The sequence below is a fragment of the Burkholderia sp. AU33423 genome (assembly GCF_002223135.1).
Taxonomy (GTDB): domain Bacteria; phylum Pseudomonadota; class Gammaproteobacteria; order Burkholderiales; family Burkholderiaceae; genus Burkholderia; species Burkholderia lata_D.
Genome location: NZ_NKFH01000007.1, coordinates 2,074,506 through 2,095,110 on the forward strand (window position 1 = coordinate 2,074,506; position 20,605 = coordinate 2,095,110).

The 20,605-nt window shown below is 68.2% G+C and carries 24 protein-coding genes; 1 reads left to right on the plus strand and 23 read right to left on the minus strand.

Features of this window, described 5'->3' with window-relative positions:
• Positions 1-29 precede the first annotated feature (29 nt).
• Genes CFB50_RS27950 through CFB50_RS27995 form a run of 10 tightly spaced genes read right to left on the minus strand, consistent with a single transcriptional unit; the run spans position 30 to position 8,159 of the window.
• Positions 30-857 (minus strand): aspartate dehydrogenase, encoded by an 828-nt coding sequence (locus CFB50_RS27950; RefSeq protein WP_069251893.1) that lies wholly within the window; start codon positions 855-857, stop codon positions 30-32.
• A complete protein-coding gene (locus CFB50_RS27955; protein WP_089447951.1) occupies positions 850-2,517 on the minus strand; it encodes a thiamine pyrophosphate-binding protein in 1,668 nt (555 codons plus the stop codon). The genes CFB50_RS27950 and CFB50_RS27955 overlap by 8 nt, the downstream gene beginning before the upstream one ends.
• The gene (locus CFB50_RS27960; protein ID WP_089447952.1) at positions 2,510-3,307 is read right to left on the minus strand and encodes an SDR family oxidoreductase; all 798 of its coding nucleotides are present in this window, start codon (positions 3,305-3,307) and stop codon (positions 2,510-2,512) included. The genes CFB50_RS27955 and CFB50_RS27960 overlap by 8 nt, the downstream gene beginning before the upstream one ends.
• Positions 3,304-4,161: an IclR family transcriptional regulator gene (locus CFB50_RS27965; RefSeq protein ID WP_046548147.1), complete on the minus strand. Its 858-nt coding sequence runs from the start codon at positions 4,159-4,161 to the stop codon at positions 3,304-3,306. The genes CFB50_RS27960 and CFB50_RS27965 overlap by 4 nt, the downstream gene beginning before the upstream one ends.
• The gene (locus CFB50_RS27970; RefSeq protein ID WP_089447953.1) at positions 4,158-5,054 is read right to left on the minus strand and encodes an alpha/beta fold hydrolase; all 897 of its coding nucleotides are present in this window, start codon (positions 5,052-5,054) and stop codon (positions 4,158-4,160) included. Before CFB50_RS27970 ends, CFB50_RS27965 begins: the two co-directional genes overlap by 4 nt.
• A gap of 18 nt (positions 5,055-5,072) precedes the next feature.
• On the minus strand, positions 5,073-5,600 hold the full coding sequence (locus tag CFB50_RS27975) for a cupin domain-containing protein (protein WP_039344094.1): 528 nt from the start codon (positions 5,598-5,600) through the stop codon (positions 5,073-5,075).
• A 37-nt stretch (positions 5,601-5,637) separates the two neighbouring features.
• Complete coding sequence (locus tag CFB50_RS27980; protein WP_089447954.1) at positions 5,638-6,408, minus strand: SDR family oxidoreductase; 771 nt, start codon at positions 6,406-6,408, stop codon at positions 5,638-5,640.
• Positions 6,401-7,477, minus strand: a complete 1,077-nt coding sequence (locus CFB50_RS27985; protein WP_089447955.1) for an aromatic ring-hydroxylating dioxygenase subunit alpha — start codon at positions 7,475-7,477, stop codon at positions 6,401-6,403. Before CFB50_RS27985 ends, CFB50_RS27980 begins: the two co-directional genes overlap by 8 nt.
• A 51-nt stretch (positions 7,478-7,528) precedes the next feature.
• Positions 7,529-7,840 carry a recombinase-like helix-turn-helix domain-containing protein gene (locus CFB50_RS27990; RefSeq protein WP_089447956.1) on the minus strand — a complete coding sequence of 104 codons (312 nt, stop codon included), beginning with the start codon at positions 7,838-7,840 and terminating at the stop codon, positions 7,529-7,531.
• Between the two features lies 1 nt (position 7,841).
• Complete coding sequence (locus CFB50_RS27995; RefSeq protein WP_011354710.1) at positions 7,842-8,159, minus strand: non-heme iron oxygenase ferredoxin subunit; 318 nt, start codon at positions 8,157-8,159, stop codon at positions 7,842-7,844.
• A gap of 444 nt (positions 8,160-8,603) precedes the next feature.
• Here CFB50_RS27995 and CFB50_RS28000 point away from each other — a divergent pair, with 444 nt between their 5' ends.
• Positions 8,604-9,683, plus strand: coding sequence for a porin (locus CFB50_RS28000; protein ID WP_089447957.1), 1,080 nt, complete (start codon positions 8,604-8,606; stop codon positions 9,681-9,683).
• Between the two features lie 105 nt (positions 9,684-9,788).
• On the opposite strand, the gene CFB50_RS28005 is transcribed toward CFB50_RS28000, so the two are convergent.
• From CFB50_RS28005 to CFB50_RS28065, 13 genes are all read right to left on the minus strand, one after another.
• Positions 9,789-10,682: an IclR family transcriptional regulator gene (locus CFB50_RS28005; RefSeq protein WP_089447958.1), complete on the minus strand. Its 894-nt coding sequence runs from the start codon at positions 10,680-10,682 to the stop codon at positions 9,789-9,791.
• A gap of 275 nt (positions 10,683-10,957) precedes the next feature.
• On the minus strand, positions 10,958-11,494 hold the full coding sequence (tecA, locus tag CFB50_RS28010) for a type 6 secretion system effector deamidase TecA (protein ID WP_256979317.1): 537 nt from the start codon (positions 11,492-11,494) through the stop codon (positions 10,958-10,960).
• 44 nt (positions 11,495-11,538) lie between these two features.
• Positions 11,539-12,024 (minus strand): hypothetical protein, encoded by a 486-nt coding sequence (locus tag CFB50_RS28015; RefSeq protein WP_089447960.1) that lies wholly within the window; start codon positions 12,022-12,024, stop codon positions 11,539-11,541.
• 64 nt (positions 12,025-12,088) lie between these two features.
• Entirely contained in the window at positions 12,089-13,546 is a 1,458-nt protein-coding gene (locus tag CFB50_RS28020) for a Do family serine endopeptidase (protein WP_089447961.1), read from the minus strand.
• 76 nt (positions 13,547-13,622) lie between these two features.
• Entirely contained in the window at positions 13,623-14,006 is a 384-nt protein-coding gene (locus CFB50_RS28025; protein ID WP_179254236.1) for a hypothetical protein, read from the minus strand.
• A 46-nt stretch (positions 14,007-14,052) separates the two neighbouring features.
• Positions 14,053-14,883 (minus strand): hypothetical protein, encoded by an 831-nt coding sequence (locus tag CFB50_RS28030; RefSeq protein WP_089447963.1) that lies wholly within the window; start codon positions 14,881-14,883, stop codon positions 14,053-14,055.
• Positions 14,884-14,891: 8 nt separating this feature from the next.
• Complete coding sequence (locus CFB50_RS28035; RefSeq protein WP_089447964.1) at positions 14,892-15,782, minus strand: peptidylprolyl isomerase; 891 nt, start codon at positions 15,780-15,782, stop codon at positions 14,892-14,894.
• 44 nt (positions 15,783-15,826) lie between these two features.
• Positions 15,827-16,240, minus strand: a complete 414-nt coding sequence (locus CFB50_RS28040; protein WP_089447965.1) for a hypothetical protein — start codon at positions 16,238-16,240, stop codon at positions 15,827-15,829.
• Positions 16,237-16,824, minus strand: coding sequence for a YbjN domain-containing protein (locus tag CFB50_RS28045; RefSeq protein ID WP_089447966.1), 588 nt, complete (start codon positions 16,822-16,824; stop codon positions 16,237-16,239). The genes CFB50_RS28040 and CFB50_RS28045 overlap by 4 nt, the downstream gene beginning before the upstream one ends.
• Positions 16,825-16,883: 59 nt before the next feature.
• Positions 16,884-17,573, minus strand: a complete 690-nt coding sequence (locus tag CFB50_RS28050; RefSeq protein ID WP_089447967.1) for a hypothetical protein — start codon at positions 17,571-17,573, stop codon at positions 16,884-16,886.
• Positions 17,574-17,585: 12 nt separating this feature from the next.
• On the minus strand, positions 17,586-19,397 hold the full coding sequence (locus CFB50_RS28055) for a putative porin (RefSeq protein ID WP_089447968.1): 1,812 nt from the start codon (positions 19,395-19,397) through the stop codon (positions 17,586-17,588).
• 92 nt (positions 19,398-19,489) lie between these two features.
• Positions 19,490-20,188, minus strand: coding sequence for a TonB family protein (locus CFB50_RS28060; protein WP_089447969.1), 699 nt, complete (start codon positions 20,186-20,188; stop codon positions 19,490-19,492).
• Positions 20,189-20,192: 4 nt separating this feature from the next.
• A complete protein-coding gene (locus tag CFB50_RS28065) occupies positions 20,193-20,603 on the minus strand; it encodes an ExbD/TolR family protein (protein WP_089447970.1) in 411 nt (136 codons plus the stop codon).
• Positions 20,604-20,605 lie beyond the last annotated feature (2 nt).

Here is a 20,605-nt window from a genome sequence, read left to right on the forward strand (position 1 = left end):
GTGGCGCGGGCGGACCTTCAAGGGCCCGGTCAGATCACGCAGCGGGCCGCGCGGTTGCGCAGCGCGCGGATCGCGCTGTATGCCGTCAGCGCGGACGTCTTCGGGTTGTCGGGCAGCGGCTTGCCGCTCATTTCCAGCGACATCTCGCCGAATGCGCCGCGCGCGGTGATGCGGTGCACGTTGCGCTCGACCGCCGGATCGGCGATCAGGCGCACATGCGTCGCGTCGAGGCCGAGGCCCGCGAGCGCGACGGTGGCCGCGACGTTCGCGTTCTTCGGATACAGGCGCGCGGCATCGCGCGCGCTGCCTTCGAAGATCACCTTTTCCCCGGTCATCGCACGCAGGTCGCAGAGTGCCTCGGCGGGCGTGCCGAGCCAGCCGAGCGGCGGCTTGCGGCCCACGTACAGCACTTCGTCGAGGCCGCCCTGCTTCGCGGACGCCAGCGCATCGATCCCGCCGATCGCGCCGGACAGCAGCGTGACCGTCGCGTCGCCTTCGTCGGCCGCCTGTGCGAGCACATCCAGCAGCGCGAGATCGGACAGCGCGCCGATCGACGCGACCGCACAATCGGTGCCGGCCTTCAGCAACGGCACGACGTGATCGACGAGCGCGCTGTGGCCCGCGCATTCGAGCGCGAACTCCGGGCGGCGGGCCAGTGCGTCGACCGACGACACGACCTCCACCGCGCCGCCCAGCACGCCCTGCACCGCCGCGCGCTGGTGTTCCGGCACGATCACGTGCGCGACGCGCAGCGACGCGTCGTGCTCGACCGCGTGGTACACGGCCGCGCCGATCGCACCGAAGCCGATCATCGCGACGTCGACGGGTGCGTGAGCCCGCTTTTGCCCGTTAAGCATATTGGCGCTCCGACGGCTCTTCCTTCTTGACCGGCGGGCCTGCGAAGTTCGACGCGAACGCGCCGACCGACAGCATGTCGACCTCGACCATTACCGGGCCTGCCTTCGCCATCCCTTCACGCACGATCGCTTCTGCCTGGTCGAGCGACGAGATCCGGTAGTGCGTGAGGCCGAAGCTCGCGCAGAATTGCGCGAAATCGGGCTGGTGCAGCTGCACGAAGCAGCGGCGGCCACCGTAGTGCGCGTCCTGGATGTTGCGGATCACGCCGTAGCACTGGTCGTTCATCAGCACGATCATCACGTTCGCGTTTTCCTGCACGGCCGTGACGAGCTCGCCCACGTTGACCATCAGGCCGCCGTCGCCGACGAGGCAGACCGTCTTCGCCGCCGCATCCGCCAGCGCCGCGCCGATGCCCATTTGGATGCCCTGGCCGATGCCGCCGCCGAGCGCATGCACGCCCGAGCGCGGCTCGAAGATCTTCAGCAGGCGGTTGCCCCACGTGCTGTTCGAGATCGTCACGTCGCGCACCCAGTTGTAGTCGCGGCCCACGGCGCCCTGCAGCGTGTCGACGAGCTGCTTGTACGGCCCGAGGCCCTTCGACACGTCGGCTACCGCCTGCTCGCGGGCGGCCGCGAGATCGGCCGCGAACTGCGGATCGACCGACAGGCGGCCTTCGAGCTGGTCGGCTAGCTCGGCCAGCACGCGCTTCGAATCGCCATGCACGAACAGCTCGTTGCGATAGCCGCGGTTGTCGGCGAGCGCATCGGCGTCGATGCGGAACAGCGGCTGCGGCAGCGCGAGCTTGTACTTCAGCGTTTCGTTGCCACGCAGGCGCGAGCCTACGACGACGAGCGCATCGCAGGTCTTGTAGAACGCTTCGACGGACGCATGCACGTTGAACGCGCCGAGCGTCGCCGGGTGATCCTCGGGCAGCACGCCGCGGCCCTGCACGCTCGTCACGACGCCGAAGCCGAGCTTCACGAGGCGTTCGACTTCCTCGCGTGCGTGGCGCGCGCCGCCGCCGAGCCACAGCAGCGGGCGGCGCTTGGCCGCCAGTGCGTCGGCGAGCTTCGCGACGCGGGCGGTGTCGTGCTCGCGCACCGCGACGTGTGCCGGTGCGAGGTCTTCCGGCCATTCGATTTCAGCGGCCTGGATGTCGATCGGAATCTCGACCGACACGGGGCCCGTCGGCGCCGTCTGCGCGACGCGCACGGCTTCGCGGATCGTCGGCAGCACGGTTTCGACGGTGCGCACGCGGAACGCGGCCTTCGAGATCGAATGCAGCATCGACAGCTGGTCCGGCGCTTCGTGGATGTACGCGAGATCCTGGTCGAGGTACGGCGTCTCGATCTGCCCCGTGACGTGCAGCAGCGCGGTCCCGGCCGTCAGCGCCTCGACCATCGCGCCGGCCGCGTTGCCCGCCGCCGTGCCCGTGCTGGTGAACGCGACGCCGAGGCCGCCCGACACGCGGGCCAGGCCGTCGGCCATGTTCAAGGCGCCGGCTTCGCCGCGTGCACCGACATACCGGATGTTGCCGCGCGAGTTGATCGCGTCGAGGATCGGCATGTTGTGGATCGAGATGACACCGAATGCGGTCTTCACGCCGCACTGCTCGAGAAAGGCGGCAATCAGCTCGCCAACCGTGGTTTTTTTAGACATGGCGTGCAAAGCCTCCAGAAACGTCGATATGGCTGCCCGTCGTGTACGACGACAGATGCGTTGCGAGATAAAAGAGTGCCCAGGCGGCCTCGTCAGGCTTGCCGAAGCGGTTCAGCGGAATGTTCTTCGTGCGGGCGATCGCGCCCGTCCAGTCCTCCCAGCTTTCGCCGGACTGTGCCTGCATTTCGTAACGCCGGCGCCACTGGCCCGACTCGACGATGCCGATCAGGATCGAGTTCACGCGGATGCGCTGCGGCGCGAGTTCGGTCGCGAGCGACTTCACGAGGCTCAGCACGCCTGCGCGCGCCGACGACGTCGCGACCATGTGCGGCTCCGGCTGCAGCGCGAGCAGCGAGTTCACGCAGGTGATCGTCGGCGCTTGCGCGTCGCGCAGCAGCGGCAGGAACGCTCGCGTCGGGCGGATGATGCTGAAATACTTCAGTTCGAGTTCTTCGCGCCACGCGTCGTCGGTCGTGTCGGCGAAGGTCGACACGCGGCCCTGGCCGGCGTTGTTGACCAGCATGTCGGCACGGCCGAAGCGCGTCGATACGGCTTGCGCGAACGCAGCCACGTCGGCTTCGTCGAGCACGTTGCAGCGCGCGGCGAGCAGTTGCGCACCCGGATACTTTTCAACGAGCATCGCTTCGGCGCGCGCGAGGCGCTCGCTGCCGCGGCCGCAAATCGCGACCGACGCGCCCGCCTGCAGGAACCGTTCGGCGGTCGCGAGGCCGATGCCGGACGAACCGCCCGTCACCACCGCCACCTGCCCGGTCAGATCGATCTGGATCATCGGAGTCCTAAAGCCTTGAGAAACGTGTGCTCGTCATCCGAGCGGTAATTGAGCCGCCGCGACAGTTCCGCCGCCGCGCGCTGCACCTTGTCGATCAGGCCGTCCGCGATCAGCGCCGCGTCGATTTCCGGCCTCGGCACCGTCACCGTGATGCACGCGACGATCTTCTGCGTCTCGTTGCGCACCGGCGCCGTCACGACCGAGATGCCGCGCTCGAACGACGAATTGCTGACGCCGTAGCCGCGCAGCGCATCCTCGCGGATCACTTCGTACAGCGCGTCGACCGTTTCCGGCGTTGCGTTCGTCATCCGGTTCAGCGCGCCTTCCGGATACAGCGCATGCAGCTCCTTCAGCGAGAGGTCGCCCATCAGCACGTGGCCGTGTGTCGTCGCATGCGCGGGCAAGCGCGTGCCGACGTTCACGCGGATCGAGCTGAACACCGGCGCCTGGCTCTGCGCCTTCGCGACGAACACCACGTCGCGGCCGTCGCGGATCACGATATGCGTCGTGAAGCCGGTCGCGTCGCGCAGGCTTTCGATCACCGGCAGGCCGAGATCGGTCAACTCCAGCGAGCTCAGGTATTCGAAGCCGAGCCGCAGCACGGCGATGCCGAGCTTGTAGTTGCGATCCTTGTCCGCGCGCTCGAGGAAGCCGAGCGATTCGAGCGTCTGCAGCAGACGGAACACCGTCGTGCGCGGAATGCCGAGCCGCTTCGACAATTCGGGCGCGCCGAGCACGGGCTCGCGCGGTGAGAATTCGGCGAGGATCCGCAACCCGCGTTCGAGGCCGGGGACCACGTAGCTGGCTTCAGCCTTCCCGTTTTCGAGTTCGGGTTGTTGTAGCGGTTCGTTCATGCCAGCCCCCGCTGTTGGTCGCACTGACGGCAGAACGTGTCGATCAGTGCGGAATAGACGGCCGGTGCTTCCACGTAGCCGGCATGGCCTGCTTGCGGAATCACCTGCAGCCCGACGTGCGCGGCCGCGGCGATCCGCTCGCATGCCGCGGGCGGCGTGATCGCGTCGTTCGCGCCGACGGCCACGGCCGTGCGGCCGCGAAAGCCGGCGAGATCCGTTGCGAGATCGGCATTCGCAAGCAGATGCGTGGCCTGCGCGTAGCCGGCCGGCACGATGCGCGCCATGTTCCAGCGCACCCACGCCCGCGCATCCTCGTTCGCGAAACCGGACAGCATGTTGCCGCTGCGCTGCTCGGCAAGCCCCGCCGGGCCGAGTTCGGCGAGCATCGCGAGCCGCGCGTCGCGGCGCGATTCGCGCGTTTCAGCCGGTGCGCTCCCGTAGCCGCCCGCGGGCGACACCAGCAGCAGGCCGGCGATCCGCGCCGGCATCACGCGGGCGAGACCACCCGCGATGATCGCGCCGAGCGAATGACCGACCAGCACGCAGCGTTCGATGCCGAGTGCCTCGAGCCACGCGTTCAGCGATGCCGCGTAATCGGCGGCGGCCGGCGACGCGCCTTGCACCGGCGTCGACACGCCGTAACCGGGCGCATCCCACGCGAGCACGCGCCGCGATGCGCCGAGCGCGTCGAGCTGGCGGACCCACGATGCGGCGCCCGAGCCGATGCCGTGCAGCAGCACGACGGGCAATGCACGGCCCGCATGCTGCGCACCGGCTTCGCGATAACCGATCGTGCCCGCCGCGCCGGCCGCGCAACGCTGTTCGGGAAACTGCCCGAGCAGCGCGGCGAACGCCGCGGTGCGGTCGCGTTCACGTTTGTCGATGACACTCATTGCTTTACCCGCTCCGTCTCAGCGCTTGATCTTCGCGAGTGGCGAATCGGGCGGATAGGTCGGCGTGACCGGCTTCGGCGAACCGAGCATCACGCACATCAGCGCATCTTCCTCGCCAATGTTGATTTCCGTGCGATACACGCCCGGCGGCACCGAGATCAGGTCGCGCTCGCCGAGGATCGCTTCCCACGTCTCGCCGTCACGCTCGCAGATCACCTTCATCTTGCCGCGCAGCACGAAGAAGATTTCCTCGACATCCATGTGGATGTGGCTCGGGCCGATGTTGCCGGCCGGGATGACCATCGTCGAGAACGTGAAGCCGCCGGCCGGCACCGTGTTGACGTCCTTCGCGACGCCCGTGCCGCCCGTGCCGACGTAGCGCATCTGCGCACGGCGGTACTTCGGGTCGTAGTCGGCCTGGAACTTCAGTGCGTCCCAGTCGTAGCGACGCGTCGCATAACGCGCCACGCGCCCTTCCATCCAGTCGTTGAAGCTTGCGCCTTCCGGCTGGTCCCACGACTTGCGTTCGAGATCGGCGTCCGCCATCGTCCTCTCCTTCATCAGAGTGAAAACTTCAAATCAATCAATTCATCACGAAGCCGCCGTTCACCGGCAGCAGTTGACCCGTCACGAAGCGCGCGCCGTCCGACAGCAGGAACAGCACGGGGCCCGTCACGTCGTCGGGCACCTGCGCACGCGTCAGCGCGCGGCCCTGCATGTAGAACGCGTGGCGCTCGGCCGGCACGTAGGCCGTCGCCTCGACTTCGGTCAGCCCCGGCGCGATCGCGTTGACCGTCACGCCGTGCGCGCCGAACTCGCGTGCCTGCGCATGCGTCATTGCGATCACCGCGCCCTTGCTCGCGACGTACGCGAGCAGCTTCGGCGCGCCCCACAGCGCGGTGTCCGATGCAAGATTCACGATCGCGCCGCGGCCCGACTGAGCGAGGTACGGCAGCGCCGCATTGCTGACGAGCCACACGCCGCGCACGTTCACGTTCATTACGGCGTCCCAGGTCGACACGTCGAGCTCGGTCGACAGCTTGCCGCCCGAATTCGTGATCGCCGCGTTGTTGATCAGCGCATCGATGCCGCCGAGCGCCGCCGCGCCCTGTGCGACGAACGCGGTGACGCTCGCCGGATCGGCAAGATCGAGCGCGAAGCAATGCGCGACATGGCCGGCTGCGGAGAGTTGCGCGGCAAGCGCGCGGCCTTCATCGGCCAGCACGTCGCCGAACGCGACCTGCGCGCCCGCTTCGACGAGCGCCTTCACGAACGCCGCGCCAAGCCCGCGCGCGCCGCCCGTGACGAGCACGCGGCGCCCCGCGAGCGACACGACCGGAGCGCGCTCAGCCATTTGCCGGCTCCGATGCGGCCTGCGCCTGCGCCGCGCGATACGCGTCGAGCGCGGCAAGATGCTCCTGCGCACGCGTGCGCAGCATCCGGCGCACGCGCGTCATGCCGACGTCGTGCTGGTACAGGTATTCGTGATCGCGCGCATTCGGCGCGAGGCTTTCGAGGACATAGCGGTCCTGCTCGAGCACGTCCCAGTGCAGGCCTTCAAGGCGATTGCGGTACATGAAGCGCCACACGTCGCGCTGCCAGCCGCTGACCTTGCGCGTGCGCCAGAAGTAGACCTGGCAGTTGTCGCCGTCGACCGGCGTCGCGAAGCCGATGATCCCGAAGTTGCCGCCCGGGCCGAACTTCTGCTTGTACGGGATCGCGAGGCGCATCCACAGGCAGCCCGTTTCACCGAGCTCGACCCAGTCGAAGTTCACGTCGCGCTGGCCGATCTTCTCGAACATCAGGCCCGTTTCCGTCTTGCGCACGCGCATGTCGGCCTGCTTGTCGCCTTCGGCCATCGAGTGCGACGTGGCATGCAGGTACGCGCCGTGCATCGGGTCCATCACGTTGTCGATCGCGTACTGGTAATTGCACTTCCAGTTCGACACGCACAGGAAGTGGCCGTATGCGTCGTCGACGAGTTCCTCGGGCAGGTTCAGCGGCGTCGGCTCGCCGTGCGCTTCGTCGCCGAACCACAGGAAGATCGCACCGGCCTTCTCCTCGACCGGATACGACTTCACGCACTTCGTGCCTTCGAGCGGACAGTTCGATACGGCCGGCACGCGGTTGACCGTGCCGCCGCCGTCGACTTCGATGCCGTGATACCAGCAGGCGATGTTGCCGCCGAGGTTCCAGCCGAGCGACAGGCGTGCGCCGCGGTGCGGGCAGCGATCCTCGAGCGCGTGGACCTTGCCATCGTGATCGCGCCACAGCACGATCTGCTCGGACAGGCGCGTGAGGCCGACCGGTGCGTTCGACACCTGCCAGCTCGGCGCGACGGGATACCAGTAGTTCTTGATGCCGCGGTCGAGATAGGCACGGACCGGGTCGTGTTGTGCTGCGTGTTGTTCGGGGGACGTCATCAGTGTGCTCCGGATGCGGTTGTCGTCGGTCGGCGGTCGGCGCTCAGGCGGTCATTCCGCGAGCGAGGCCATTTCGGCGCGGAAGCGCTCAGGTGTCCATACCGTGCCGTCCGGCGCGCGGAAGCCGATGCGGTTCAGGCCCGCGACGACCTCGTCCAGCTCGACCGCGCCGGCTTCGAATACGCGTTCGAGCGCATCGCCGAGGTCGTTTTCGTACTGGGTCGGTGCGGCCTTGCGGTTCTGCCAGACCAGGTTCTCGACCTGGCCGGGGATCTCGATCTGCCCCTTGCCCGCGACGTTGTTCGGCTGCGGCGCCACCCACGGCTTCAGGAAGGGATTGAAGTTGACGGTCGCTTCTTTCATGTCATTCCACCTTGATCTGGATTTCCTCGCCGGCGAGCCGCACCGCGTACTGCTTCAGTGCGCGTCCGCCCGGCCCCTTCAGGCATTCGCCCGTCTTGATGTCGAACACGGCCTCGTGCAGCGGGCACTCGACCGTGCCTTCGTCGACGAACCCCTGCGTCAGCAGCGCGTACGCATGCGGGCACACGTTCTCGAGCGCATACACGTCGTCGCCGACGCGGTAGATCCCGATTTCGACGCCGTCGGTCCGCTTGAACTCGATCGGCGTGTCTTCCGACAGCGCGCCGGCGTGCCCGGCGCAAACCCATTGTTCAGACATCTCACACCCTTCCTTCTGATCGACTCTCGGTTTGTTCCGATTTGTTCCATATTCGGAACAGCAGTTTATGGATGGTGATTATAAGAGTGACTCTCCACGAGTAAAACAAAAAGGTGCAAGCCCTAGGGAAAACACTGACCGCAGGGTCGGCGATCACGCTCGCCTATCTCATCAAATGAAATTTTTTGTTATATGACGGGGGTTTATCGGGTTTACACGGGCTTCGCGCACCGACGCCGGACATCGGCCCGAAACCCATCCGTCCCGAAAAAATTATTTTTGATACGCGTCGGGACGCCTCTATACTCCATTCCATCAGAGGCACATCGTTCCCTATATGGAACATACGAATGCCCGCTTGATGGCGAACGCGCGCGACGGCCGGCCGTTCCCGCGCGTGCCGCCACGGCACGTTTTCATCAGGTTGGAGATTCAGGAGATCAAATGGTCAAGCATGCGGTAGCAGCAGCAGTGATCGGATTGGGCGCCGCGTCGGGCGCGTGGGCGCAGAGCAGCGTGGTGCTGTACGGCAGCATGGATGCGGGTGTCGCTTACGTGAACAACGTCGGCGGCCATGCGAAGTGGGCGATGATCCAGGGCAATACGCAGCCCGACCGGTGGGGCCTGAAGGGCAAGGAAGACCTCGGCGACGGCCTGTCGGCGATCTTCCAGCTCGAAAACGGCTTCTATACGAACAACGGCCAGTTCGCGACCGCGAACACGATCTGGAACCGCGCGGCCTTCGTCGGCCTCGGCTCGGAACGCTACGGCACGCTGACGCTCGGCCGCCAGACGCCGCTGTCGTTCGACTATCTCGATCCGCTCAGCACGGCCTACCTCGCGATGAGCTGGTACGCGTTCCACCCCGGTAACATCGACGGGCTGGCCGCGACCGGCAACGTGCCGTACAACAATTCGGTCAAGTACCGCTCACCGACCTTCGCGGGCTTCTCGGCCGCGGCGACGATGGCGCTCGGCAACACGACGAATTTCTCGACCGGCAAGTCGGTCGGCGTCGCGCTGAACTATGCGAACGGGCCGTTCAAGGCGTCGGCCGTGTACTCGAATGAGCACGACCGCTCGATCCTGATCAGCACGACCGGCATCACGTCGTTCCAGGGGCAGAACACCGCGAACGGCTATACCGCGAGCAAGGTCGAGAACATCGGCGCGGGCGCGTCCTACCAGTTCGGCGACTTCCTCGTTCACGGCCTGTACACGCGCACGAAGATGCAGTCGAACGGCTTTTCGGACACGTTCCAGAGCTACGACGCGGGGGTGAACTACCGCAGCAGCGCGTTCAACACGATCGCGGGCGGCGCGGCGACCACGACGCTGGCCGGCCGCCGCTGGACGCAGGTCGAGCTCGGCGACATCTATGCGCTGTCGAAGCGCACGCAGCTCTATGCGAACGTGTTGTACGAGCACGGCTCGGGCGGTGCAAAGGCCGCGTTCTTCACGGCAGGTGTGTCGAGCACCGCGAACCAGGTAATCGTGCTCACCGGGATCCACCATTCGTTCTGAACGACGTCGGGCGTGCGTCGCCTGAAACGACAAGAGCGGCCCGCGGGCCGCTCTCTTTCTTTCGCGCATGGCATTTGCGCGGCCGCCGGCCGCGCATCGGAACACTCAGAACATCGCGACCTTGTGGCGCGCATGCGCGAATGTCGGATCGCTTTCGAGCGGACGATAGTTCAGCCGCTGTGACAGGTCGACCGCCGCGCCGCACACGGCTTCGACGAGCCGTTCCTTCTCGCGGGCCTCGCCGATCTCCGAGCGCGGCACGGTCGCGGTGATCGCCGCGACGATCGAGCCCGAATGATCGCGTACGGGTGCGGTCACGGCCGAAATGCCGCTCTCGAACGCCGCCTCGCTCATCGCGTAGCCGAGCCGCGCGTAATGGCGCACGCGTTCGTAAAGTTCGTCGACGGTGCCCGGCGTGCGCTCGGTGAACTGCTCGAGCCGCTTTTCCGGATACAGCTGGCGCAGTGCGTCGCGCGTCAGGTCGCCCATCAGCACGTGGCCATGCACGGTCGCATGCGCGGGCAGGCGCGTGCCCACGTGCACCTTCACCGAACCGAACATCGACGTGTTGCTCTGCGCCTTCGCGACGAACACGACGTCGCGCTGGTCGCGGATCAGCAGATGCGTCGACAGGCCGGTCGCGTCGCGCAGCCGTTCGAGCACGGGCGCGCCGAGATCGGTCAACTCGAGCGAATTCAGGTATTCGAAGCCGAGCCGCAGCACGCCGACGCCGAGCCGGAAATAGCGGTCGCCGTTCACGCGCTCGAGGAAGCCGAGCGCTTCGAGCGTCTGCAGCAGGCGGAACGTGGTCGTGCGCGGAATGCCGATGCGCTTCGACAACTCGGGCGCGCCGAGCACCGGCTCGCGCGCGGAAAATTCGGCGAGGATCCGCAGCCCGCGTTCGAGCCCCGGCACCAGATAGGACGACGCGCCGCCGGACGGTTCGTCGTCGCCGGGCGCCGTGGTTTCAGGTGCGTCGCTCATCGTTGTCTTGACCATGTGGACATGGACGGTAGGAAATCAGTCACGTAACAGGTCACGGATCGTCGTGGATATTCAGTCATGCTACCTCAGCGCGCACGGGGTTCACACCCGCGTGCATCGCCGCACCGCAGCATGCGGATCGCGACGCCGTGGAGAATCAATCACGGTCGAGAGGATAGCAGCGATGGACAGCGCCACGCCATGCCGGCATCGCGGGAAGGCAGTCGCGTGCGCGGCGCGCGGCGCCCGGCCGACGCATGGCGCCGGCGTGGCAGGCAAGGCCGGGCCGCCTACAGGCGCGACAGGTGAACCCGGATGTTCGCGCGATCGTACGTGAAGCCGCCGGCCGCATCCGGCTCGAGCACGCGCGCCAGGTCGACCGCATACATCCATCCGCTGCCCAGGCGGCCGCCGTTGATCGCCCGGATCCGGCTGCCGCCGACGGCGATCGCCGCATGAAAGACCGTGCCGTCGCGCGAAAAGCCGACCGCGGTTCCCGCCGGAATGCTCGCGCGCCCGTCCCATTCACCGCCGGTCTCGAAGTTGAAACGGGTTCGCCAGTGCTGGCCGATCGTGTCGAGCAGCGCGCCGGGCGCGATCATCGCATCGCTGCGCAGCAGGTACCGGACATAAGCCGCGGCGTCGTAGCAGACGCCGCCGGAAACATACTCGTTGATGTCGGCCATGCCGAACATCAGCGCCTGGGCGTGCTTCTGCCGTTCGGCGAAACCGGACTGGGCGACATGCCCGCCTAGCTGGGAGAGTTGCATGGGTGGCTCCTGGTGAAGAAGCAGGACGTCATCGTCCCGCCAACGCAATAACGTCATATGTTATTACGATATCGAACCACGTCCGCGCACGCGCTCGGACCTCACGGCATGCGCGCCGCCGAAGCCGGCGCGGCGGCGGCGGCCGCATCGGGATTCGGCGCGAGCCGCAGGCGCACGCGCAACGGCTGCAGCATGTCGGGCGGCGGCGGCTCCGCCAGCGGGCCGGCCGTGAGCAGTTGCCGCAGCGTCGCGTCCGCGTCGGTGTCGCCAAGTGACGCGAATTCGACGCGCGTGACCGCACCGTTCGCGCCGATCCACGCGCGCACGACGATCGCGGGCGGCGGCGCATCGGCGGTCGCGTTCAGCACGCGCGCTTCGAGATAGCGGTGCAGACGATCGGCCGCGTCGCCGTCGGCTTCGAGCCACGTCTGGAACTGCTGCCCGGCGAGCTGTCCGTAGCGGATCCACGTTTGCGGCACGTCGGCCGTCTGTGCGACGGCCGCCGGCACGACGCCCACGGCGAGCGCCCATGCGACGACGATCGCCCGCCACCCTACGGATACGCCCCACTGCTGCATTCGCTTCATTCCACCTCCCGTTTCGACGATGCGCGGTCGTGCTGCGTTGCGTCGCCCGTTCGCCCTTCGCCCCTCAACCGATCTCGATCGGCACATACAGACGCGTGCCGCCGCGCTGGACGAGCAGTGCGACGTTGCCGTGCGCGGCGTCGATCTCGGTCATCAGCGCACCGATGTTCGCGACCGGCGTGCCGTTGACCGACAGCACGACATCGCCGGGCTGCAACCCCGCGCGCGCGGCCTGGCCGCTCGCCTGCTCGACGACGAGCGCCTGGCTGACGCCGAGCTGCTGGCGCTCCTGCTCCGTCGCCGCGCGCAGCGCGAGCCCGAACCGCGCGGGCCCTTGCTCGCCGCTCGCCGACGCCGTGCCGCTGTCGAACGCGCCTACCGTCGCGCTCACGTGCATCGCCCGTCCCGCGCGCCACACGAGCAGGTCGGCTTGCCGGCCGGCTCGCATGCCCGCGACGGTGCCGAGCAGGTCCGCCGATTCGGCGACCGGCTTGCCGTCGACCGCGAGCACGACGTCTCCCGGCTGGAGGCCCGCCTGCGCGGCCGGGCCATCCGGCTCGACCATGGTGATCAGCGCGCCGTCGGGGCTGGCGAGGCCGAACGAACGCGCGAGCGCCTGGCTCACTTCCTGGAGGGCCACGCCGAGCCGGCCGCGCGTGACCTTGCCGGTCCGCAGCAACTGGTCCTTCACGTCGAGCGCGATGTCGATCGGGATCGCGAACGCAAGCCCCTGATAGCCGCCCGTCTTCGAGAAGATCATCGAGTTGATCGCGATCACGCGGCCACTCAGGTCGAACAGCGGGCCGCCCGAATTGCCGGGGTTGATCGGCACGTCGGTCTGGATGAACGGAATCGCGCGCTCGCCGGGCAACGAGCGCGATTTCGCGCTGACGATGCCCTGCGTGACCGTGTTCGCGAACCCGTACGGCGAACCGATCGCCATCACCCAGTCGCCCACTTCGGTGCGCGCCGGGTCGCCGGTCGCGACGACCGGCAGGTTGTGCGCGTCGATGCGGATCACCGCCACGTCGGAGACGGGATCGCTGCCGATCACGCGCCCCTTGAACTGCCGCTTGTCGGTCAGCTTCACGTCGATCGCGACCGCATCGCCGACCACGTGCCGGTTGGTCAGGATCACGCCGTCCTCGCTGACGATGAAGCCGGAACCGAGGCTCACTTCCTCGCGGTTGCCGATCACGCGGCGCGCAAGAAACGGCGCGAGCGGATGATCGGGCGCGATGCCGGGCGGCAACTGGATGCCCATCTGCGTGACTTCGCGCGTGACGCTGATGTTGACGACGGCCGGGCCGACGCGCCGGACCAGCGCGGCGAAGTTCGGCAGCGCGACGGTCGGCGTTAGGGTGGGCGAAGGCGTCGGCGATGCGGCACCCGGTTGCGCGGGCCGCTCGGCAGCCGTAGCCGTTGAACAACCGCATATGCTTCCGCACGCGCAGGCCAACGCCAGCCCGCCGGCCATCGCTCGCAGTACCACTGCCAGGTTCGTGTGCCCGCCCGCTTTCATTTCGCTGTTCCTCGTCGGTTCGCGCCGGAACGCAGCCGGCTCATCGATACCTGCTCCCCACGCTCGGCCGCCTGCACTACTTCGGCGGCACCGCGACCGGCACATCGGGCCGCTGCGGCGTCGTCGACCGGCCCCAGTTCGAGCCGAAACGGTTCCGCTCGGTCGACAGGTTGAACGTGCCGAGACGGTTCGACGGCTGCTTCGACAGCCGCTCCGAATCCGTTTGCGAGGCACTCGCCTGCGGGTCGGCCTTCGGCTTCAGTTGCTGACTGAGACAGTCGTACGACAGCGCACGCTTGCCGTCGACTTCTGCATCGACGCACACCGGCTTCGTGGCCGAACCCGGGCTGGCCGGCGCAGGCGCGGCCGCACTCGCCGCCGCGCGGCCGCCCTGCGCGTGCGCACCGGTTGCCAGCAGCAGGCAGACGATCGTCGCGATGCCGCTTCGTCGCATCTTCATGCGCGCCTCCTTCGGAAAGGACTCCATTGCATCCACACGGCTGCCGTCACAGGTGCGTCCCCGGCGCCGACGTGCGCGCCAGGAAACGCGCGAACGCCGCGCGGTCAGACTCGTCGATGGCCGGTTCCTGCGCATCGACCCGCTGAGCCCACGCGTCGCGCATGCCGTCGACCGGCTGCCACGCCTGCACCTGCGCGCCGGTCGGATACGGCGTGACGATCGGTTCGCGGTAGTCGACGCGAAACAGCGGCGGCGCGCTGCCGCCCGCCGTCCACAGATCGCCGACGTCGCGCACGCTCGCGTCGAACCAGAATCGCACCCAGCGCGCCGTCGGCGCGCGCGCATCGGTACCAGGCGCCTCGGTGCCCAATGCGTCCGGCACGCGCAGGAAGCCGGCCAGCACGAGCAGCACGGCCGCCAGATCGTCGTCGCGCAACATCCGGTACGACCAGAGATCCGCGACGTCGGCACAGGCAATTACCGCGATGAAACGGGCGATCGTGAGCGCGGGCCACGCGCGCCGCATCAGCGTGTAATGGCGCGCCCAGTGCGCCACGAAGCGCTCGCGATGCCCGGCGGCGACCTGCACGTCGCGCGAGCCGCGAATCGTCAGTTCCTCCGGCTGATACTGGCGCGTCGTGAGCACGCACTGCGCGGAGCAGCGTGCGCTCCGGTGCCGCGCATAGCCGCCCGCGCCGGGCAACGGCTCCAGCGCGCCGAAGCACAGCGGGCAATGCGTGGGCCACTCGCCGGGCCGGCCCGGCCACGGGTTCGCTTTCGGCATGCGCGGGCGGTCGGCGGCCGCAGCGGGGCGGCGTCGCCCCGGCGTGCGTGCATCGGGCGCGCCGACGCGCGGCGTCGGACGGACGGTTGCCATGAGCGCGCCTACCGGGCGGAGGCGAGCGCTTTCTTCAGCGCGTCTTCGTTGATCGGTGCGTTCGCGGCGAGCTTCGCGAGATACGCCTGCGCATTCTGCTGGGTGCGCTGCGCACGCAGCATCGCGCGCAGCTGCTCCTTCACGTCGGCCAGCGGACGCGGCGCGGCCGCGCGGACGTGGATCAGCTTCACGACGTGAAAGCCGGCCGGCGTCTGGATCGGCGCGGAGACCTGGCCCGGCTTCAGCGCGTCAGCGGCCTGACGGACCGCCGGCACCATCAATTGATCGGGCACGAAGCCGAGATCGCCGCCGTTCGCGGCACTCGCCTTGTCCTGCGAGTTCGCTTTTGCAAGCGCCGCGAAATCGCCACTGCGCGCGCGGCTCGCGAGATCGGCCGCCTGCTTGCGCGCCTTGTCGAGCGTCGCGGCATCCGCGTTCGGCGGCACCGCGATATAGATCTGCGCGACGTGCAGCGCGCGCGGCGCGGTGAACGCCGCGCGGTTCTTGTCATACGCGGACTGCAGCTCCGCGTCCGACGGATAGTCGGCCGGCGGTGCATTCACCGACGCCAGATAGCTGCGCACGACGATTTCGCGCCGCGCCTGTTCGACGGCAGCCTGCACCTGCGCCTGCTTGTCCCAGCCCTTCGCTTTCGCCTCGGCCAGCACGGCTTTCTGCGCGAGCGTCGAACGCACGACCTGGTCGAGCGCCGCGGGATCGGCCGCGAGACGTTCGCGTCCTTCCGGGCTCACCGCCTTCAGCAGCCCCGCGATATCGTCCTGCGTGACCGACGCCTGTGCGGCGTTCGCGATCACGTCGTCCTGTGCGTGCACGGCGAACGGCGCGCCCAGCGCGAGACTGCCCGCCACGATCGCCAGCACCTTCATCTTCGTCATCATCGTTCGACTGCCCTCTCGATTGCTGTTGAAATGCGGACGCTGCATCAGCGCGCGTCCGTCAGCGTCATGCGCAGGACGAGCGGCTGCGCCATCCCGCGTGGCGGCGCCGCGCCGACCGACCGGCCGACGAGTGCGGCGTGCAGCGCGGCGTCGAGCGCCGGTGGTCCGGCCGCACCGCTGTCGACGCGCGTCACGCGCCCGTACCGGTCGAGCCACGCGCGCACCGGCAGCACGGGACCGTCGTCGCCGGCATCGGCACGTTCGCCGGCCCAGTGCTCGATGTCGGTGCGCAGGCGGCACACCGCTGCGTCGCCGTCGTCGAGCGTCGCCTGCAGCCACAGCGCGATGCGCTGCGCATACGCGCCCCACGCGACGGGTGCGTCGCCCGCGGCTATCGCGTCCGCGTCGCGCCGCGCGCGGCCCGGCAGCAGCGCACGCAATGCGGCGCCGATCCTCACTTCGCGGTGGCCTCGACCGCGATCGTGGTCGCGCCGACCGACGATGCGCCTGCCTGATCACCGGCCGCCGCGCGTGCCGCCGCTTCCTGTTCGGCCATCGCGGGACGGTTGCGCAAGTGCAGCAGGAATTCCTGGATCAGGCGATCCCACAGCTCGATCGTCGAGCGCAGGTAGCGCTCGGACACGCCGCCCGCGACGACCACGTCCATCTCCAGCGCCAGAAACGGTCCGTGGCTCGCAAGACGCGCGAAGCGCTTGGTCCGGTTCCAGTCCGCGACGAGCTCGGCCGGCAATTCGCCCTGCACCTGCAGCACGCACGACAGCGTGTAGTCGATGTACAGCGGCGCGGCGAGCTGTGCATCGGCGCCCTGCGGCGCGAGCGCGGCGGCCGGGTTGCCGAAGCGCACCGCGAAGCCGACGCCCTGGCTTGCGCTCATCAGCTGCACCGCGCCGTTCTGCTCGGCCGCCGTCACGCGGTAGCCCGCGCGGCGCAGCACGTCGGCGAGGTGGTCGGCGCTGATCGCTTCGATCGGCGCGTCGTGTGCCGCGCGTGCGTCGCCGGCGTTCGGTTGCTTGTCTTGCATGTCTGTCTTCCCCGTATTCAACGAATCGATCGGTTCATTCCCGGCCGCGGGTCGCGCGCTCACTGCGCATTCGCCGAGGCAGCCGACGCCGATGCCGGCGCCGGCGTTGCCGCAACCGGCCGCGCGGCCGGGTCGTACTTGCCCGCATACAGCGCATCGCCGTAGCGTTGCGCGATGTCGTCGTACTTCACGCGCGCCGACTGCGCGAACGGCTGGCGCGACGAGAACAGCGTGCCGAGCCCGACATGCTCGTACGCGTCGAGAATCTCGTGCCCGACGCGATACAGCTCGGCATTGTGTGCCTGGCAGGTTTTCAGTTGCGTGTCACGCGCGGCGGCATCCTTCTGCAGTTGCGTATGCTGCGCATCGCGGGCACGCGATACGGCGAGCAAGTCCTCATAGGACGACTTGTATTTCGCCAGCGACTTCGCGTCCTGCTCGCGGCCCGCGCGCTCCTGTGCGAGCGCACGCTTCGCGGCCGCCTCGGCGCCCGAGTCGCCGCGCGCGGCCGCCAGCTGCCCCTGCATCGCCTTCAGTTGCGCGAGCGCGTCGTCGCGCTGCTTCTCGGCCGCCGCCTTGTCGCTTTGCAACTGCGCCTGGTTGTCCTGCAACTGGCGCAGCTCCTGCACGGTCGAGCGCAACTGGCTGCGCAGCTTGTCCTCGATGCTCTGCGCATGCGCGCCGCCAGCCACGAGCAGCAGCGCGCCGGCCACGCCGGCCGCCAACATCGTGCGAGTGATCGTGTTCATCCGCGGCTCCGGTCAGAAGCGAGCATTGAGCTCGATCTGCAGCACGTCGATCGATACCGGCGGCCCGTACACTTCCTTCGAGCTCAGGTAACGGGCCGACACCCACGTATCGCGTGCGACCGCATACGCGGCGCCGAGCACATAGCCGCGCGCGTTGGTGCCGCCGAGATGGAAGTCGGGATCGTTGAACGCATCGAGCACGGCGTCCGGCTGCAGGTACTTGTACGCGATCGAGAAGTTCCACTGGCCCTTCTCGCGCGGCTCCGGCTCGCCGAACGTCGCCTTCGCGAGGAAGCCGTTCGGGCCGCTGCGGTAGTCGGCGCGCGTCGCGTTCACCGACGTCGAATCGTAGTTGTTGACCGGCAGCGACGATGCCGCGAACGCCTTGTTGTCGTTGTACGCGAGGTTGCGCACGAATTCGCCGTCGAGACGCAGCTTGAAGCGATCGGCCACCACCGTGTCCCACTGCGCCTTCAGGTCGAGCAGCCGGTAGTTGTAGGCCAGGCCGAACAGCTGCGGCTGCGGCGTCATGCCCGGCGCGAGGTTCGGGTTCTGCACGATGTTGCGCAGCGCGATCAGCGTGTTGCCGCCCTGCATGAATGCCGGCGCCTCGTTGTCGGTGCTGCAGCTCGTCGCGCCGGCATACAGCGCGCACGGCGACGACAGCGTGCCGCGCATGTTCTGGAAGTCGTAGTACGCGACCGCGCCGCGCAGCCGGTTCTTCGCGTCGATCTTCCAGTCCGCGCCGAACTGCGCGCCGAACATCCACTTCGTGTCGCTGCCGGCCTTCTCGGTGCTGTTCGACGGAAAGTTCTCGCTCGTGTACTGGATCGGGAACACGCCGAGCGTGCCGAACAGCGTGACATCAGGATTCCACGGCAGCGCGTGGCGCAGGTTCGCGGCGAGCCCGTCCATCATCAGGTCGTCGGAGAACACCAGGTCCGACTTGAAGAACGGATTGTCGAAACGGCCGGCCGTCAGGTTCAGCCACGACGTCGGCCGGTACGCGAAGAACGCCTTGTTCAGCCAGATGTTCTTCTTCGCGAAGCCGCCGCCCGCGGTGGCCGTGGTCGACACGGGCCCGTTGTCGTTGCCGCTCGCGAGCTGGATGCCGGCGATCATCTCGTCGGACAGCGTCGCCGTCACGCCGAGTCGCGCGCGGTAGCGCAGCAGGTTGTTGCGGTTCTCCCGCGTGTTCTGCGTGGGGATCTGCGTGTTGTTGGTGTTCGGGTTGACGTCGAACCCGCCGCCCTGGTTGATCGCCGCGAAATTCGTCACGCCGTTCGTGTTGTTGCCGCCGTAGAAGTGATACTCGTCACGCACGCGCAGGTCGCCGTCGAGCTTGATGCGCGACACCCAGTCGGGGAACGTGTTCGGCTGCGCCCAGTTCTCGGCCTTCGCCTGCGCGATCACTTCCTGCTTCACCTGGTCGCGGATCTGGTCGCGCACGAGTTGCGGCACGTACGGCACCGCGACGTCGCCCGGCTGCGTCGGTGGGTTGACCACGCCGCCCGCCACGACCGGCGCGCCCGATGCGCGGGCCGACCGCGCCTGCACGGCCTCGGTGCGGGCCTCGCTGATCAGCTCGTTCGCGTTCTGCTGCGTGAGCACGCCGCGCTTCACGAGCAGGTTGATCAGGTTGATCACCACGCTCTCGGTCGGCGCGGCTTTCCCCGACGCCGCCTGCGCCTCGAGCGACTGCCCGTGCGCGGCGGACGCGCAGGTCAGCCCGAGCGTCAGCACAGCCGCGCCGACGCACGACAGGCGCGCGGGCAGCGCGCCGTTGCGGGGGACCCCACCCCGTCCGTTCATCTTCCCAATCATCGAAGTACTCCGAACAATTTTCGTTTCTTTTCCGGCGGCATCCTTACAACGGCGCCGCCCCATGATTCTTTCGTCGTTTCGCGCACGCATCGTCATGCCGGCTTGCGCCCCTGAAGCTTGACGAGCACCGGATACGAGGTCGCCGGCGGCGGCACCTCGTCGACCCGGCCGAGCGCCTCGACCGCCGCGACGACGGCCGCATCGATCTTCGCGTCGCCGGTGGACTGCGCGATCGTCACCTTCGTGATCCGTCCCGACGTATCCATCCACAGGTTCAGGCTGCCCGCGAACCGCGCGCCGCCGGCCTCCTGCACGCCCTTGTCCTGCTCGATCGCGCGCTGCAGCACGTACACCATGTATTGCGCATAACTCGCGTTGCCGAACTTGCCGCCCCCGCCGCTGCCCAGCATGCCCGAGCCGTCGCCCGCGCCGATGCCGAAGTTGTCGGTGCCCGCCTGCGCATCGGCATTCATCGTCATCTGCTTCGGCTGGTTGTCCGACGGCTTCGGCGCCTCCGACGGCTTCGGCGCGATCGTCGGCCGGTCGACCGGCGTCTTGACCTCTTCCTTCACCTTCTCGGGCGGCGGCTTCTGTTTCGGCGGCGGCGGGGGCGGCGGCAACGGAATCACCGTCGTCACCTGCGGCGCGCTCACGCGCTTCACGCCCGCGGTGTCGCCCGCGAAACGCCAGATCAGCGCGGCTACGCCCGCGAGCACCAGCGCGATCGCGACGGGCTTCACGTAGCGGCCGGGGCCCTTGTCCGGCGGGCCGCCGTTGTAGGTCATTTCCATCGCGTCAGCCGCCCTGCTTCGCCTTGCCGGTCACGAGACCGACCTGCGACAGATCGAGGCGGCGCAGCAGGTCGAGCACGTCCATCACCTTCTGGTACTGCACGCCCGCGTCGCCCTTCAGCACGATCGGAAAATCCGGACTCGTCGCCTTCTCGGTGCGCAGCCGGCTCTCGAGCTCTTCCATCGTCACCGGGTACGCGTCGAGGAACACCTGGCCCGAATCGGCCACCGTGATCGCCTTCGTCTTCGGCTTCGCGAGGCTCGCGGACGAGCTCGCCTTCGGCAGATCGACCTTGATGCCCTGCACCGACGCGGTCGTCATGATGATGAAGATGATCAGCAGCACGTACGCGAGGTCGAGCATCGGCGTGATGTTGATGTCGTCGTACGGCTTGTCGTCGTCCTGAACCTGCATGG